16 protein-coding genes are annotated in these 14,818 nt (G+C 41.5%); 12 read left to right on the top strand and 4 right to left on the bottom strand.

Annotated features, from left to right (window positions below; all coding sequences use genetic code 11):
* Positions 1 to 4: 4 nt before the first annotated feature.
* The 3 genes from K0S23_RS14450 (at position 5) to K0S23_RS14440 (ending at position 3,107) form a co-directional block, all read left to right on the top strand.
* Positions 5 to 1,228 (top strand): glycosyltransferase family 4 protein, encoded by a 1,224-nt coding sequence (locus K0S23_RS14450; RefSeq protein WP_300358776.1) that lies wholly within the window; start codon positions 5 to 7, stop codon positions 1,226 to 1,228.
* Positions 1,229 to 1,308: 80 nt separating this feature from the next.
* Entirely contained in the window at positions 1,309 to 2,520 is a 1,212-nt protein-coding gene (locus K0S23_RS14445; protein WP_300358774.1) for a DegT/DnrJ/EryC1/StrS aminotransferase family protein, read from the top strand.
* Positions 2,517 to 3,107 (top strand): sugar transferase, encoded by a 591-nt coding sequence (locus K0S23_RS14440; protein ID WP_300358772.1) that lies wholly within the window; start codon positions 2,517 to 2,519, stop codon positions 3,105 to 3,107. The genes K0S23_RS14445 and K0S23_RS14440 overlap by 4 nt, the downstream gene beginning before the upstream one ends.
* A gap of 111 nt (positions 3,108 to 3,218) precedes the next feature.
* On the opposite strand, the gene K0S23_RS14435 is transcribed toward K0S23_RS14440, so the two are convergent.
* Both K0S23_RS14435 and K0S23_RS14430 read right to left on the bottom strand, forming a co-directional pair.
* On the bottom strand, positions 3,219 to 3,590 hold the full coding sequence (locus K0S23_RS14435; protein WP_300358771.1) for a DMT family protein: 372 nt from the start codon (positions 3,588 to 3,590) through the stop codon (positions 3,219 to 3,221).
* A gap of 130 nt (positions 3,591 to 3,720) precedes the next feature.
* A complete protein-coding gene (locus K0S23_RS14430) occupies positions 3,721 to 4,041 on the bottom strand; it encodes a T9SS type A sorting domain-containing protein (RefSeq protein WP_300358768.1) in 321 nt (106 codons plus the stop codon).
* A 174-nt stretch (positions 4,042 to 4,215) separates the two neighbouring features.
* On the opposite strand from K0S23_RS14430, the gene K0S23_RS14425 reads away from it, so the two are divergent.
* Positions 4,216 to 4,575: an MGMT family protein gene (locus K0S23_RS14425; protein ID WP_300358765.1), complete on the top strand. Its 360-nt coding sequence runs from the start codon at positions 4,216 to 4,218 to the stop codon at positions 4,573 to 4,575.
* Here the strand turns inward: K0S23_RS14425 and K0S23_RS14420 are convergent.
* The gene (locus K0S23_RS14420) at positions 4,572 to 4,883 is read right to left on the bottom strand and encodes a hypothetical protein (RefSeq protein ID WP_300358763.1); all 312 of its coding nucleotides are present in this window, start codon (positions 4,881 to 4,883) and stop codon (positions 4,572 to 4,574) included. The two genes, K0S23_RS14425 and K0S23_RS14420, sit on opposite strands and share 4 nt — an antisense overlap.
* 147 nt (positions 4,884 to 5,030) lie before the next feature.
* Between K0S23_RS14420 and K0S23_RS14415 the strand changes: the two genes are divergently transcribed.
* Positions 5,031 to 6,044, top strand: a complete 1,014-nt coding sequence (locus tag K0S23_RS14415) for an NAD-dependent epimerase/dehydratase family protein (protein WP_300358760.1) — start codon at positions 5,031 to 5,033, stop codon at positions 6,042 to 6,044.
* Between the two features lie 67 nt (positions 6,045 to 6,111).
* Here the strand turns inward: K0S23_RS14415 and yihA are convergent, their stop codons facing one another.
* Positions 6,112 to 6,729, bottom strand: coding sequence for a ribosome biogenesis GTP-binding protein YihA/YsxC (gene yihA, locus K0S23_RS14410; RefSeq protein ID WP_300358758.1), 618 nt, complete (start codon positions 6,727 to 6,729; stop codon positions 6,112 to 6,114).
* A 130-nt stretch (positions 6,730 to 6,859) separates the two neighbouring features.
* Here yihA and K0S23_RS14405 point away from each other — a divergent pair, with 130 nt between their 5' ends.
* From K0S23_RS14405 to K0S23_RS14375, 7 genes are all read left to right on the top strand, one after another.
* Positions 6,860 to 7,594 (top strand): hypothetical protein, encoded by a 735-nt coding sequence (locus tag K0S23_RS14405; RefSeq protein ID WP_300358756.1) that lies wholly within the window; start codon positions 6,860 to 6,862, stop codon positions 7,592 to 7,594.
* A 97-nt stretch (positions 7,595 to 7,691) separates the two neighbouring features.
* Entirely contained in the window at positions 7,692 to 8,372 is a 681-nt protein-coding gene (locus tag K0S23_RS14400; protein ID WP_300358753.1) for an RluA family pseudouridine synthase, read from the top strand.
* Positions 8,373 to 9,301: 929 nt separating this feature from the next.
* Positions 9,302 to 9,763 carry a division/cell wall cluster transcriptional repressor MraZ gene (gene mraZ, locus K0S23_RS14395; RefSeq protein ID WP_300358751.1) on the top strand — a complete coding sequence of 154 codons (462 nt, stop codon included), beginning with the start codon at positions 9,302 to 9,304 and terminating at the stop codon, positions 9,761 to 9,763.
* Positions 9,753 to 10,679, top strand: coding sequence for a 16S rRNA (cytosine(1402)-N(4))-methyltransferase RsmH (gene rsmH / locus K0S23_RS14390; protein ID WP_300359057.1), 927 nt, complete (start codon positions 9,753 to 9,755; stop codon positions 10,677 to 10,679). The genes mraZ and rsmH overlap by 11 nt, the downstream gene beginning before the upstream one ends.
* The gene (locus K0S23_RS14385; RefSeq protein WP_300358748.1) at positions 10,669 to 11,199 is read left to right on the top strand and encodes an FtsL-like putative cell division protein; all 531 of its coding nucleotides are present in this window, start codon (positions 10,669 to 10,671) and stop codon (positions 11,197 to 11,199) included. The genes rsmH and K0S23_RS14385 overlap by 11 nt, the downstream gene beginning before the upstream one ends.
* A complete protein-coding gene (locus tag K0S23_RS14380; RefSeq protein WP_300358746.1) occupies positions 11,192 to 13,297 on the top strand; it encodes a penicillin-binding protein in 2,106 nt (701 codons plus the stop codon). The genes K0S23_RS14385 and K0S23_RS14380 overlap by 8 nt, the downstream gene beginning before the upstream one ends.
* A complete protein-coding gene (locus K0S23_RS14375) occupies positions 13,294 to 14,754 on the top strand; it encodes a UDP-N-acetylmuramoyl-L-alanyl-D-glutamate--2,6-diaminopimelate ligase (protein ID WP_300358743.1) in 1,461 nt (486 codons plus the stop codon). Before K0S23_RS14380 ends, K0S23_RS14375 begins: the two co-directional genes overlap by 4 nt.
* The last annotated feature ends 64 nt before the right edge of the window (positions 14,755 to 14,818 follow it).

Here is a 14,818-nt window from a genome sequence, read left to right as displayed (position 1 = left end):
ACTGATGGGATCCAGATTATTGATTTTAACCCAATATTATCCTCCAGAGATAGGTGCCCCGCAAAATCGATTGCATGAATTGGCTGTGCGTTTAAAAGCCAAAGGAATGCATGTAGAAGTACTCACGGCAATGCCTAATTACCCCAAAATGCAAATCCATGAAGAATATAAAAATGGAAAGATTTTGGAGGAAGTCATCGATGGAATTCCGGTTCACAGATCAAAAATTTATGTTTCTGATTCCAAAGGAATAATTAAACGGCTGCTTAACTATTTTAGTTTCGTATATACATCCTGCAGAAGAGGCAAGAAATTGGAAAATTTCGATTTTTTAATGGTGGAATCGCCACCTTTATTTTTGGGATACTCTGCCATGAGACTTTCCAGGAAATTAAATGCAAAGCTCATTTTTAATGTCTCTGATCTTTGGCCTGAAAGCGCAGAAAAACTGGGCTTGGTTACAAATAAATTCTTATTGGGGCTGGCTTACAGGCTGGAAGCTAAGTGTTATCGGAGATCTTACCTGATTACCGGGCAAACACAAGGAATTGTAGATGATATCTCAAAACGCTTTCCGGAGAAAAAAGTGGTTTGGCTTCCTAATGGCGTCGATTTAAGCTTTTACAACCCGGCTGAAATCGAAAAGATTGGATACCGTGAAAGAAACGGACTCAAAGAATCCGATATTTTATTTTTCTACGGCGGGGTTGTTGGTTATGCCCAAGGATTGGATGTGATCCTGAACGCTGCTAAGCTGCTTGAAAATCGTCCCGAAATTCAATTTATCATTCAGGGGGCAGGGCCGGAAAAAGAACGGTTGTTGCAATTGAAAGAGGAACTGAAGGTAACAAATGTTCATTTTTTGCCTCCGGTTGAGAAGTCTGAAATGCCTGGTGTTTTGAAGGAAATCAACGTTGCGGTCATTCCACTTAGGAAATTGGATCTATTTGAAGGAGCAATTCCTTCTAAAGTATTTGAAACGCTGGCAATGGAAGTTCCTATTCTTTTGGGAGTAAATGGTGAAGCAAGATTGCATTTTGTGGATAAGGCCCAGGCTGCCATTTTTGTTGAACCTGAAAACGCATCCGTTTTGGCCGAAAATGTTTTACTGCTTGCTGATAATCCGGAATTGGCCACGGAAATGGGTAAGAATGGCAGAAAATATGCTGAGTTTCAATTCAATCGTGATGTAATTGCTTCGAACTTTCTGAAAACATTAAATGCTTAAATACATAAGTGGGGCCTCTATTTGTCTCGCTTGTAATTTACCCCGTATTTTTTTGGTTAACTTTATTTAAAATTAATGCAATGATTCCATTTTCACCTCCCAGAATAGATCAAAGAGTAATTGATGAAGTAACCAGGGCTTTAACTTCAGGCTGGATCACAACAGGTCCGAGAACGAAGTTGTTTGAAAAACAATTGACCGAGTATTGTGGAAACAAGTGCACTGTTGCAGTAAATTCCTGGACAGCAGGAATGGAGGTCGTATTGCGCTGGTGGGGAATTGGTCCCGGAGATGAGGTGATTATCCCGGCAATTACTTATTGTGCTTCTGCGAATGTGGTGATCCATACCGGGGCAAAACCAGTCATGGTTGATATTAATCCGGATGATTTTAATGTTTCTGTGGAGGCAATCCGAAAAGCGATTACTCCAAAAACGAAGGTCATTATGCCCGTTGATATTGCCGGTTTCCCCTGTGATTACGATGGAATATTTGCACTTGTAAACGATCCGGCTATAAAAAGCATGTTCCAGGGAAATTCGGATTATCAGAAGAAATTAGGACGTATTTTGGTTGCGTCGGACGCAGCTCATTCTTTTGGTGCAACTTATGGTGGCAAACGATCCGGAAGTATTGCTGATATCAGCTGTTTTTCATTTCATGCAGTAAAGAACCTTACAACGGCTGAAGGAGGAACCATGTCGATTAATTTACCGGATACTTTCGATCATGAAGCGATCTACAAAGAGCTGTGTATCAAGATTCTTCACGGTCAAAGTAAAGATGCGCTGGCAAAAGCACAGAAAGGGAATTGGCGTTATGATGTTGAGGAACCGGGATTCAAATGTAACATGACGGATATCCAGGCGGCCATCGGATTAGTGGAATTGGACCGCTTCCAGGAGAATATGGATCGGAGAAAAACGATTTGCCTGGCTTATAACGACGGATTAAAGAATGAGTCATGGGCCATTCTTCCTAAATTGAAGGATGAGAAACGGGAAACATGTTATCACTTGTATCAATTGAGAATTGCAGGGGCTTCCGAGCCACAAAGAGACGCGATCATGCAGGCAATTTTTGATCAGGACGTATCCGTGAATGTTCATTTTCAACCGCTCCCAATTTTGACAGCTTATAAAAAGAGAGGATATAAAATAGAAGATTACCCGGAATCCTGGAATGCTTATGCAAACGAGATCACATTGCCGGTGTTTTTTGATCTGACTGACGAACAGGTTCAGATTGTGATTCAAGCAGTTAAAACAGCAGTTAAAACAGTATTGGGATGATGAAACGCTTGTTCGACATCTTCGTTTCGCTGATAATTTTAGCTATTTTTCTTCCGTTTGGAATTTTGATAAGCCTGGCTATTGTTTTGGAGAGCAAAGGTGGAGCTTTTTATCGCCAGAAACGAGTAGGGAAGAACGGTGTTTTATTCAAATTGTGGAAATTTCGCACCATGCGCGTGGATGCCGACAAGCAAGGTAAATTAACCGTAGGCATGCGTGATCCGCGAATCACACGTGTGGGTTATTTTATCCGGAAATCAAAACTGGATGAATTTCCGCAATTTATAAATGTATTAACGGGTGAAATGAGTATTGTTGGCCCCCGGCCGGAAGTACAGGAGTATGTTGATTTGTATACCTCCGACCAGCGGATGGTGCTTTCAGTTAAGCCCGGAATTACCGATTATGCTTCGCTGGAGTATTTCAAAGAAAATGAATTGCTGGGTCAATCCGAAAACCCGAGAGAAACTTATATTCATGAAATTATGCCGGCCAAAATTGAATTGAATAAAAAATATATCGCTAATCCGACCCTGAGCCAGGATATAAAAATCATGTGGCTGACTTTTCTGAAAATGATCCGCTGATTTGAAAACATCAGGAATATAATACGTCTGTATCCCTTGCTGTATAAGAGCTGTTCGCAATATCGCGATCCCGATAGCTATCGGGATGCAACCTTGAATGAAGAACTACAACTATTTCTTAAATACAAGATAAACAGCGATCAATATCAATAAGAAAGCTACTGCGTGATTCCATTTGAGAGCTTCATCCTTGAAGAAGATCAACGAAAAAACCATGAAGATAAGAATGGAGGCAACTTCCTGGATGATCTTTAGCTGGATGAGTGAAAATGGTCCGCCATTTCCCTGGTAACCCAACTTATTAGCCGGAACCATGAAAATGTATTCGAAGAAGGCAATTCCCCAGCTCGTTAGGATCGTTATTGCAAAGACCCATATCCCCGTTTTTTTAGCATCTGCATTGTCTCTCAAATGACCATACCAGGCGTAAGTCATAAACGAATTGGAAATAAGTAATAATGCAATGGTAAGAAGTGCTCTCATGATTCCTTTTTTTTGGATAAATGCAAAGGAATAAAAAAATCCCCTGGCTAAGCCGAGAGGATTTCAATTAATTTATAGGCAATGATCACGTGCCTGCTTTAAATCTTTTTGAACTTGTTAATCTGACATTCTAATTCTTATAGACATTTTTCTTTTCGATTCGTCCGTCTGCACTTTCTATGTAAACAAAGATCCATCCTGCGGGTAAGTCATGAAGTGAATAACACCAGTTTGGCATAGCATGATTTTTCAAGACCTGGCCATTCAGATCGATTAAGGTTACATCTTTGATTTCCAGGGAAGAAGAAATCATAAGTAAATCACTTGTTGGGTTCGGGTAAACTTTCAATTCCCAACTTGGTAATTGACTTTCTTCGGGAGGATCGATACTTTGTGCTGATAATGAGCTGGAAATAAGGAGTAGCCCACCTAATAAAACTGCGGTTTTCATGGCTTTTGGATTTACTTCCATAATGCGTCAAATTATTAAAGGTTACACAGGAATTGAAAATTTAGCTCGGTGATTTTGACTCCGCTCGGCCACCTATCTAATAATAACTAATTTTCAATCGCAAAAAGGTCACTGAGGGGAGTCGAAGTGATCTTTTTAAATTAATTTTAAGTCATGGTAAAACCAATTAAACTCTCCGAAGCAAATGCTGATTTTTTTGATCGGGTGTATCAGGTTGTACGGCTGATTCCCCGCGGAAGAGCCACTTCGTATGGTGCAATTGCCAAGTATTTGGGAGCGAAAAGTGGGAGCAGAATGGTGGGCTGGGCAATGAATGCTGCTCACAAACTGGAAAATGTTCCGGCTCAAAGGGTCGTTAACAGAAACGGTTTGCTAACTGGAAAAATGCACTTTGAAACACCGACAAAGATGGAAGAATTACTCAAATCAGATGGAGTAGAAGTCCGGAACGATCAAATTGTAAATTGGAAAGAAATCTTTTGGGATCCGATGACCGAATTAAACATCGATTAAGGAAACTTTGAAATTAATTTTTGTTCCCGGTTCGCATGAATTTCACAATCAGTTCTGTAATTGGCAACCTGCTCATTGAATAACTCTTCATTTCCGGAAAGATGTGAACGAAAGGAAAGTTCTTCTTGGATTGCCTCCAGTGTTGTATAACTGTGAGAAATGGTTTCCATTTCCCCCATTTGATTTAATAATCCACGTTCCTTTTCAACTAATTTTTGCGCATATTCTACCTGGCGCTCATATTCCGATTGGCATGAACTCATAAACGCAAGAATTGAAAGGACGTGCAGTAGCTTTTTCCTTTTCATAATGCAAATGTACGCACAAACCAATTAATTAAAAAAATAATATGTTTTCCCATAATCGTTAAATATTCATTTTTTCTGATAGAATATTCAAATTAATAATCTTGCGATTCTATTTTCCACTCAAGATAACTGATTACATTTGTGGGAATGATTTTAGTAACTGGATCGACCGGGCTTCTCGGATCACATGTGGTCGTTGAATTGCTTCATAAAGGCTATGAGGTAAGGGCACTGTTTCGTGAGGAAACCAGGAAAGAAATAGTTTATCGCTTATTGGATTTCTATTATCCGGAACAAAAAGAAACATTACTTCAAAAATTAAGTTGGTTTCAAGGGGATATATTGGATTTGACGGATGTTGAAGATTCCTTGCGTGGCATTTCGAAAGTAGTTCATTGTGCTGCACTTGTTTCGTTTCACAGAAGGGACTTTAACTTGCTTTTCAAAGTCAATAGACAAGGGACTGCGAATATGGTCAATTTTGCATTGAATTCGGAAGTAAATCAATTCATTCATGTTTCTTCAACGGCGGCAATAGGAAGCGACTCGCAATTCACGGATGGCCTGAAGCGCGAATCAAACCTGTGGAATCCCAACGATGAGGTGAGCGGATATTCCCTTTCCAAATTTAGCGCGGAAAAAGAGGTCTGGCGTGCAAAGGAAGAAGGTCTGAATGTTTCTATCGTCAATCCGAGTGTGATGTTCGGTCCCGGATCCTGGGAAGAAAGTTCTTTAAAAATATTCAGAACACTCCATAGAGGATTGAAATATTATACGAAAGGCTCTAATGCCTTTGTGGATGTGCGGGATGTCACACGATTCATTTTAAAACTGGTTGAAACTCAAAAAACCGGGGAACGTTACCTGGTTACAGGTTCCAATCTTAAGTTTAAAGAATTGTTTGATCAGATCTGCAGCCAGCTGGATGTGAAAGCTCCGTATAAGTTAGCAGGGCCCTTTCTAATCCGTTTTGCATGGCGTTTGTCCGGTATTCTTGGCAGGCTTCAGGGAAAACGACCCACAATTACCAAGGAAAGTGCCCGCAGTTCGCAAAATGACTCTCAATTCTCTAATGAGAAATTACTAAAAGATTTTCCTGATTTTGAGTTTACAAAATTAGAAGATACAATCGCAGTTACGATCAAAGGAAGAATGGATTGAATTCGAAAAGTTTGACAATTTATATCCAGATAGCTGTCCGGACATTTAGACTTTTAACTGCCCGCCTTTAATTATTTTTCCTGCTTTCCGCAAGGTCGAAATTAATCTGCTCAATGTAATTCAGGATCTTTTCACGTCCAAACTTGGATTCGCTGGATGTGGTGAAAACCGGAGGAAGTGCCTCCCAGGTCTTCAGCATTTCCTTTTTATAAGCTGCCAGGTTTTTCTGCAATGCGGAACTTGAAAGTTTATCGATTTTCGTGAAAACGATGGAGAACGGAAGTTGCTCTTCGGCACACCAGGTCATGAATTCCAAATCTATTTTCTGTGGTTCCAGACGCGAATCAATCAGTACAAAGGTGTTGATTAACATCTCTCTTCTAGTCAGGAATTCAGAAATGAATTTTTCCCACTGATTTCTACTCGATTTCGAAGCTTTTGCGTACCCGTATCCCGGTAAATCGACCAAATACCACTCGTTGTTAATTAAAAAGTGATTGATCAATTGCGTTTTACCCGGTCTGCCGGAAGTTTTCGCCATGTCTTTTTTATCAACCAGCATGTTGATCAGGGAAGATTTCCCAACGTTCGAACGACCGATAAAAGCGTACTCGGGCTTTCCGTCTGTCGGGCAAAGTTTGATGTCTGTATTGCTGATGATGAATTTGGCGTCCTTGATAATCATTACTTCTGTATTTGACTGCAAAGTTAAGAGAATATTTTGGCTTAACGTAAGCCTTCAAAATACGGCAAATGAAGTATTGAATGGTTTATTGAACAGGACTAAGTTTGTAATAACCAATAATTAAGAACTTATGAAAAATTCAAAGACAAGTTTGTTTGTTTTAGTCTGCTCACTGAGCATGTTAATATCCTCTTGCAAAAAGGAAGATATCCTTCCGGAAGAACCGGCTCCAACTCCGGTAAGTACACCAACCGGAAGCACTACGCCGACACCAATCGGCGCCGACGGGGTGATGTGGGCAATTAAATCATCAAGCACGGTTCAGGGTTTTACCATTGAGATTGGAACAGCAGTTGGGATCTTTATGAATGGAACAACTGACCTGGTGAATGTAGGAACGGTTTCGGTTAATTCTCAGAATTTAACTGCATCTTCAAACAACGCTTATACTTTTGCGCCTAATCAGACCATGCCAACCGGATTGGATTTCTCTTCTTCAACGGATTGGTCAGTTTCCGGTGGGAACGGACATGCAGCTTTCACTTACGATGCAAGTTCCCTGGTTTTCCCCAGCGGATCAGCAATCACAAGTTCTGCCACTGTGACTAAAGCGAACGGATATACATTGAGTTGCTCTTCAGTTTCTGCTGCGGATTCTACCTTATTTATTATCGGAAATGTGTCAAAAACACTGGCTGGAAGTGTGAACTCCTGTACTTTTTCTGCTTCTGAATTAAGCGGTTTAAGTGCGGGCAGTTCTGTAGCAATGATTGTCCCTTATAAATTAATGCAGACAACAATTAATGGGAAAAATTACTATTTCGGTAAAGAGCGCGTGAACCAATTGTCAGTAACGATCGAATAATTAAAACCAAAAACCAACCTGAAACGTGGGAGACTTTCTTCCACGTTTTTTTGTTTCTAACTTTTGTGGAATACCTTTACAATCATTAAATAGGATCGTGGGTCAGCAACAGGTGAAGGTTATTTATGAAGATGAACAATGTTTGGTAGTAAATAAGCCCAACAACCTGATTGTGCATCATTCATACTACGCAAGGAATATTGAAGAAACTTCCCTGACTGATTTGATCCGGGAGCAGGGGTGGATAGAAGCGAGTCCGGTGCACCGACTGGACCGTAAAACTTCCGGACTGATTCTTTTTGCGAAGAAAGCAGAGTGGGTTGCTGGTTTCCAGCTTTTATTCGAAAACGGGGTCATCGAAAAAAAATACCTGGCACTTTTACGTGGTCATGTGGAAACAGAAGGAGTGATTGATTCTCCGGTAAAGAATGACAGGGGGAACTACAAAGAAGCACTGACAAAGTATAAATGCCTGGAGCAATTTGAACGGGACTATCTGATTCCGCCTTACGAAAAACAGCGCTATAGCCTGGTGGAAATGATTCCGGTTACCGGAAGAATGCATCAGCTGCGTATTCATGCAAACAAAATTGCGCATCCGATCATTAATGATCCGAAATATGGAAATCGTCATCATAATCATTATTTCCAAAACGAATTGGGTATCGACGAATTATTTCTGCATGCACATAGTCTGAAATTCAGGCAGCCCTTTTCTGATCAATGGATAGAACTTCAAGAGCCCCTGCCGGATTTTTGGAGACGGTTTCTCACATAAGGAAAAAGCCCCGGCGTAAACGACGGGGCTTTTCTACTACAACTTAACCTAACTAACTCTTGCGTAAGAGTATCTTCGAGTCATACTGTTTTGTTTTGGACAAAACATGCTGCTCAATATCTTTTGTTTATCTAAGCAATTTTGGTGAATCGACTGGAAAAGTTGAAAATCTTCGAAGATTAACGAATTTCCCAGTCGTATTCAGTTCTAAAAGTCATCTGATAGCTGTCAGACAGAGTCCCTATTTTTTTTCAAAACGGTTTGCCTGTTCAGCTTCGTCTCTGACTCGTTGCGAATAGTGTATGACAAATGTACACTGTTAGTTCCGTTCGTACAACCGTATAAATACTGAAAATGAAAATGTGGTTTTCCGCAAGTAAATCGATTTTGTATTCCATTACTTTGCTGAATTACACCGTAAGCAGCTGTTATTCAGTGTATTTCACGTTTTCTTCTATTTCTTCAAAATGTTGTCAAAATTTTCATTTTTCAGGGATTTTAAAGTGATTCTTGGAGTTTTACTCTTGTTCGTCCCATAAACTTCTCTTTTAAAGGGCAGCTTCTCCGCTTTAAGGATCCAAATATGGAATAAGAAGCCGATGCTAATCTGATTGAATTCGTTTTTTGTTTGACTAATAAGGAAGCAAACCCTTATTAATCAAATATTTATTTCCCCGTCTTTCTCGCTTCGGAAGTCCCGGATCTTATTCATTTATTATGTGTCAAAAACCACTATTTTTCCACAATTTGTCATTACTTACCACTTTTTACCACTTCAGTTTGAAATCATAAAAAATCAGCAAAATCAATAGATTTGATTAAAAATTTGTAACCTTGTAAGTGTTGTTAACGTTAGAAGTTATCAACAAAGTGTAATTGAGTGGTAAAAAGTGGGTTATTCTCCCTAATTTTACCCATTATTAATAGCTATGGCTGGACTTGTAGGAGAATTTGAGGTGAAGCTGGACGGAAAAGGAAGATTCCTTTTTCCTGCTGGTTTACGCAAGCAACTTTCTCCGGAAGCTCAGGAACAATTCATGTTGAATAAAGGCTTTGAAGAATGTTTGACTCTTTACCCCATGAACGAATGGGAAAAATTGTCAGTGAAATTGTCAAAGCTGAATTTGTTCAAACCACAAAACCGAATGTTTTACCGCTTGTTCCATCAGGGGGCAAAGCAAATCGCGCTGGACAATGCAGGTCGCGTTTTGATTCCGGTAATGCATATGGAGCGTGTGGGTTTGGATAAAGATGTTATGCTGATTGCATACAACGACCGAATTGAGATCTGGGACAAGTCTAAGTACTTCCAACTGATTGATGGAAACATGGCTGATTTTGCTGATTTGGCAGATGAAGTAATGGGTGATTTGGGGAATGATGACGAATAACGACGCGACATATCACGTGCCTGTCATGTTGCAGGAGTGTCTTGATGGATTGGCTATTAATCCGGATGGGATTTACGTAGATGTTACCTTTGGTGGTGGCGGCCATTCCCGCGCAATTTTCGAAAAACTTTCTCCAAAAGGAAAGCTGATTGTTTTTGATCAGGATCCGGATGCTAGGGCAAATGCATGGGAAGCTCCGAATTTTCATTTTGTAGCGGCCAATTTTGCTTTTCTGAAAAATCATTTACGCGCAATGGGGATTCCTGCTGTTGACGGGATTCTGGCTGACCTGGGGGTTTCGTCTCATCAGTTTGATGATGCGAAGCGCGGGTTTTCAATTCGTTCCAATGAAGTGTTGGATATGCGTATGAATCAGGCGGGCGATTTTACCGCTGCGAAAATTGTTCAAACCTACGATGAGGAACAATTGGCTGCGATTTTCAGAAAATACGGTGAATTGGATCATCCTTTCAAAACTGCTGTTGAATTAGTGAAAGCGAGAAACAGGTCTAAGATCAAAACGACCGGGGAATTGATGGAGGCTTTGATGCCGGTTGCTCCGAAGTTTAAGGATCATAAATTCTTTGCGCAGGTGTTTCAGGCGCTTCGAATTGAGGTGAACCAGGAAATGGATGTGTTGGAGAAATTCCTGTTGCAAACACCTGAAGTGCTGAAGCCGGATGCTCGCCTGGTGGTGATGTCATATCATTCCCTGGAGGATCGTTTGGTGAAAAACCTGATGAAGCGCGGGAGCCTGGATGGTTCGATTGAGAAAGATTTTTTCGGGAAAGTATTGAAGCCTTTTGAAGAGGTGAATAGAAAGCCGATCCTACCGAGTGAGGAGGAGATTCAGCGAAATACACGTGCGCGCAGTGCGAAGTTGAGGATTGCTAAAAGAGTGGAAGATGGAAAATGAGTACAGGGAACGGGAGGATGTGAATCCGATGGATGCTGTGCGGGGGAAATCATCTCGTGAAAAGTATTCAACGGAAATGCCGAAAGAGAAGCCGGGTAAAAAAGAGTCGGTGAAGAAAACTGAGGCAAAGCCGAAAATGGAAAACAGTTCGACTCCCAGAGAAAAGGTTAAGCCGACTGCAGCTGCAAAGCCGCGTCGTCAGAATATTTTGATCCAGGTGTTGAACGGGGAGATCCTTACACGGGATTTCGTATTGAATAATTTAACCTTCATTTTCTTTATTCTGTTGTTGCTGATGCTGATGGTCGCGAAAGGGTACTACGGGAAACAATTACAGAAAGATATTACGGATCTGCAGGCGGATGTGGATGCACAGACTGCTGAATATATTGAGAACAAAGCGCATTTGGAAGAATCGACTTCGCGTTATCGCTTGGTTCAGGCATTGGAAAAAAGGGGGTTGAAGGAAACGGTCAATCCGGCGAAAGTAATACGATTAAAGCGGGCAGACAATGAGTGATAAAAAAGACTTGATGTGGCGGGCTTACCTGGTTTACATAGGTTTTTTCATTGCCTTGATTGTAGTGGTTGTTAAAACAATCATGATCCAGTCGGAAGGCAGTGCTTCGCTGTTTACAGCTACAAAAGAAAAAATTCCCACCCGGACGGTGAAAAAATACCCGCGTCGGGGGGAGGTTTTAGATAGAAATTATACGCCGTTGATTACATCGGTATCGTTCTTTGACATACACATGGATCCTAGTGTAGTGGATCAGGAGATCTTTGATAAGGAGATCAGCGATTTGTGCCAGGGCTTGAATAAGGTGTTCCGTGAAACTTCTGCACGTGATTTTGAAAATTACATCCGGAAGGGAAGGTCCAGAGGGCGACGATTTATAACTATTAAGTTAAAAGCAACAAATGAGCAGCGGAATCGCTTGAGAGAGCTGCCTATTTTTAAGCTGGGAAGAAACAAGGGTGGTTTGATTGATACGGAAGAGCATTTTGTATCGAAAAGACCACATGGCGAAATCCTGAAAAGAACACTTGGGTATTATCGTGCAAGTGAAGGAGGCTCGAAAGAGTTGCGTGTTGGTATTGAGGGAGCTTTTAATGAGGTTCTGGCCGGTGAGCCGGGGGAAGAGATCGAACAGCGCATTTCTTCGGGATGGAAAAGGACAGGTAAAATGATTCGCGAACCGATTGAAGGAGCTGATCTGATTACTTCATTTGATATGGATATCCAGGAAGTTGCGCACTCGGAGTTGTATCGCCAGTTGAAAAACCAGGGGGCGAAAAGTGGTTGTGTTATCGTAATGGATGTAAAAACCGGTTTTGTTCGCGCGGTATCAAATCTACAAATGGCTTCTGATGGTGAGTACCACGAATTGTACAATCACGCAATCGGGACGAAAGAAGTTCCGGGTTCTACCTTTAAGCTGGCTGCCTTGATGGCGGCCCTTGAAGATCAAAAGATCAGCCTGGATGATACGGTGAATGCGGTTGGCGAATATCAATTCTACGACCTGAAATTGAAAGATTCGAATCCGTACGGTTATGGAAGAATTACTATCCGCAGAGCATTTGAATTGTCTTCGAACGTGATTGCGCGTGTCATTCACAGGGCATACCGCAATGATCCGCAGGTGTTTATTGATCGTTTGCGTTCGTTTGGAATCGGGGATTCACTTGGAATTGATTTACAAGGTGAGCCCAGACCAACATTGTATGCACCGGGAACGAAACAATGGTCGGGAATTTCTCTTCCCTGGATGTCGATCGGTTACGAAGTGCAGCAAACGCCTTTGCAAACTTTGGCATTTTACAACGCGGTTGCAAACAACGGGACCTTGGTTCGTCCGCAATTTATAGAGCATATTCGCCGCGGACAACGTATTGTGAAAACATTTAAACCGATTGTACTTCGTCCGAAAATTTGTTCCGATAAAACGCTGCGATCGATGCAGGAATGTTTGAAGGGAGTTGTGAAGCGCGGAACAGGTAGTGCTTTGAAATCGGCTCTTTTCGATATTGCGGGTAAAACGGGAACTGCGGTAGTTCAAAATGCAGATGGTCGTTACGGGGAAGATGGAAACAAAACATATCAGGCCTCTTTCGTTGGATATTTTCCGGCAGATGAGCCGCTTTACTCTTGTATCGTTGTTGTGGCTGCTCCATCGAAAGATATTTATGGGGCAACTGTTTCGGGAACAGTGTTTTCGGCTATTGCAAATAAGGTCTATTCCAATTCATTGAATTACCACAAAGCAATCAACGAAGAGAAAAAACGGGTGGATGATGCTCCACTGATCAAAGACGGGAACATCAATGACCTGCTGGTTGTATTGAAACGCTTGCATTTGCCATATCAAATGGATGCTTACAGCGAATGGTCACGGGTTCGGACTTCAGATTCTCATATCTCGATTGTTCCCCGAAAGATCTCTTCAACTACAGTTCCAAGTGTGTCGGGTTTAACAGCGAAAGATGCGGTTTACCTGATCGAGCATTTGGGAATGCATGTGTATGTCCGTGGAAGCGGAAGAGTAGTAAAACAAACAATTCCTGCCGGATCACCAGTGGTTCGGGGAGGATTAATGGAATTAATATTGGAATGAAAACCTTAAATGAAATAGCAAAAGCAACGAAAGTTACTCAGTGGATCGGCCCAGCTGATGTGACTGTCTCTGCGCTTGTTTCAGATTCAAGAAAGGCAGTTTCAGGAACGCTTTTCATTGCCGTAAAAGGAACAAGAGTGGATGCGCACGACTTTATTTCTCAGGTTATCGGGAAAGGTTGCACCGCAATTGTTGCCGAGAGAGCTGTTGAAGTTCCGGCACATGTAACTCTGCTGATTGTTCCGAATACAGCTTTGGCTCTTGGAGAGCTGGCTCATGCGTTTTACGATTATCCGTCCCAGTCCTTACAGTTGGTTGGTATTACCGGGACAAACGGTAAAACGACGACTACCACTCTCTTGCATGATTTGTATACAGAGTTGGGGTACAAAGTAGGATTACTTTCCACAGTTGTGAATCTAATTGGTAAAGAAGTTATTCCGTCGACACATACAACACCGGATCAGATTGCATTGAATGCTTTGCTGGCAGACATGGTAGCACAGGGATGTTCTCATTGTTTCATGGAAGTAAGTTCCCACGCTATTTCTCAACACCGGATTGCAGGTTTGGTTTTCAAAGGAGGTGCGTTTACGAATATTACGCATGATCATTTGGATTATCACGGCACTTTCAAAGAATACATTGCTGCCAAGAAAACCTTCTTTGATGAATTAACGAAAGATACTTTTGCTTTAGTCAATGCAGATGACAAGAATGGAATGGTGATGGTTCAGAATACCAAAGCTAAGGTTTCCACATTTGCGCTGAAAAGCCATGCAGATTTCAAGGTAAAGGTTTTGGAGAACAGTTTCAGCGGTTTGCTTCTGACAGTGAATGGAATCGAATTGTGGACGCGTTTGATAGGAGATTTCAACGCATACAATATCGCAACAGTATATGGGATCAGCCAGTTGCTGGATTCCGATTCAACAGAGGTTTTAACGGTTCTCAGCAAATTGGAAGCTGTTGACGGACGATTTCAATTCACCAAGAGCGAAACGGATATCACTGCAGTTGTGGATTATGCCCACACGCCTGATGCTTTGGAGAATGTTTTAAAAACGATTGAAAATATTCGCACGCGAAACGAGCAGGTTATCACGGTAGTTGGTTGCGGTGGCGATCGCGATGCGATGAAAAGACCTGAAATGGCGCGAATAGCCTGTGAATTAAGTAATAAGGTCATTTTAACTTCAGATAACCCTCGAACAGAAGACCCGGCTGAAATTTTGAAACAAATGGAAGCTGGTGTCGGAGCACACCAAAGTATGAAGGTCCTTTCCATTTTGGATCGCGACCAGGCCATTAAAACTGCTGTTTCCCTGGCACAGGCAAAAGATATTATTCTGATTGCCGGGAAAGGACATGAAAAGTACCAGGAAATTAACGGGGTGAAACATCCCTTTGATGATTTCGAAGTTGTAAAAAATTACTTCACTAAACTGAAAAAATAAGAATCCGCCGCGGCGGATGATAATTGTCAAGCGTTAGCGCAGATAAAATGAATTTTAAATAGAA

It is taken from the genome of Fluviicola sp. (genome assembly GCF_029266855.1).
In the GTDB taxonomy this organism is placed as follows: domain Bacteria; phylum Bacteroidota; class Bacteroidia; order Flavobacteriales_D; family Crocinitomicaceae; genus Fluviicola.
The sequence above is the reverse complement of the archived record's forward strand: the minus strand, read 5'-3'. Positions and strand labels throughout refer to the sequence as shown.

What these genes read in the sequence shown, in the direction of transcription:
- K0S23_RS14415 (WP_300358760.1), top strand. Translation starts at nt 5,031, where the DNA reads ATGATTTTAGTAACTGGATCGACCGGGCTTCTCGGATCACATGTGGTC.
- K0S23_RS14405 (WP_300358756.1), top strand. Translation starts at nt 6,860, where the DNA reads ATGAAAAATTCAAAGACAAGTTTGTTTGTTTTAGTCTGCTCACTGAGC.
- K0S23_RS14380 (WP_300358746.1), top strand. Translation starts at nt 11,192, where the DNA reads ATGAGTGATAAAAAAGACTTGATGTGGCGGGCTTACCTGGTTTACATA.
- mraZ (WP_300358751.1), top strand. Translation starts at nt 9,302, where the DNA reads ATGGCTGGACTTGTAGGAGAATTTGAGGTGAAGCTGGACGGAAAAGGA.
- rsmH (WP_300359057.1), top strand. Translation starts at nt 9,753, where the DNA reads ATGACGAATAACGACGCGACATATCACGTGCCTGTCATGTTGCAGGAG.
- K0S23_RS14375 (WP_300358743.1), top strand. Translation starts at nt 13,294, where the DNA reads ATGAAAACCTTAAATGAAATAGCAAAAGCAACGAAAGTTACTCAGTGG.
- K0S23_RS14435 (WP_300358771.1), bottom strand. Translation starts at nt 3,590, where the DNA reads ATGAGAGCACTTCTTACCATTGCATTATTACTTATTTCCAATTCGTTT.
- K0S23_RS14420 (WP_300358763.1), bottom strand. Translation starts at nt 4,883, where the DNA reads ATGAAAAGGAAAAAGCTACTGCACGTCCTTTCAATTCTTGCGTTTATG.
- K0S23_RS14450 (WP_300358776.1), top strand. Translation starts at nt 5, where the DNA reads ATGGGATCCAGATTATTGATTTTAACCCAATATTATCCTCCAGAGATA.
- K0S23_RS14425 (WP_300358765.1), top strand. Translation starts at nt 4,216, where the DNA reads ATGGTAAAACCAATTAAACTCTCCGAAGCAAATGCTGATTTTTTTGAT.
- K0S23_RS14445 (WP_300358774.1), top strand. Translation starts at nt 1,309, where the DNA reads ATGATTCCATTTTCACCTCCCAGAATAGATCAAAGAGTAATTGATGAA.
- K0S23_RS14440 (WP_300358772.1), top strand. Translation starts at nt 2,517, where the DNA reads ATGATGAAACGCTTGTTCGACATCTTCGTTTCGCTGATAATTTTAGCT.
- K0S23_RS14430 (WP_300358768.1), bottom strand. Translation starts at nt 4,041, where the DNA reads ATGAAAACCGCAGTTTTATTAGGTGGGCTACTCCTTATTTCCAGCTCA.
- K0S23_RS14385 (WP_300358748.1), top strand. Translation starts at nt 10,669, where the DNA reads ATGGAAAATGAGTACAGGGAACGGGAGGATGTGAATCCGATGGATGCT.
- yihA (WP_300358758.1), bottom strand. Translation starts at nt 6,729, where the DNA reads ATGATTATCAAGGACGCCAAATTCATCATCAGCAATACAGACATCAAA.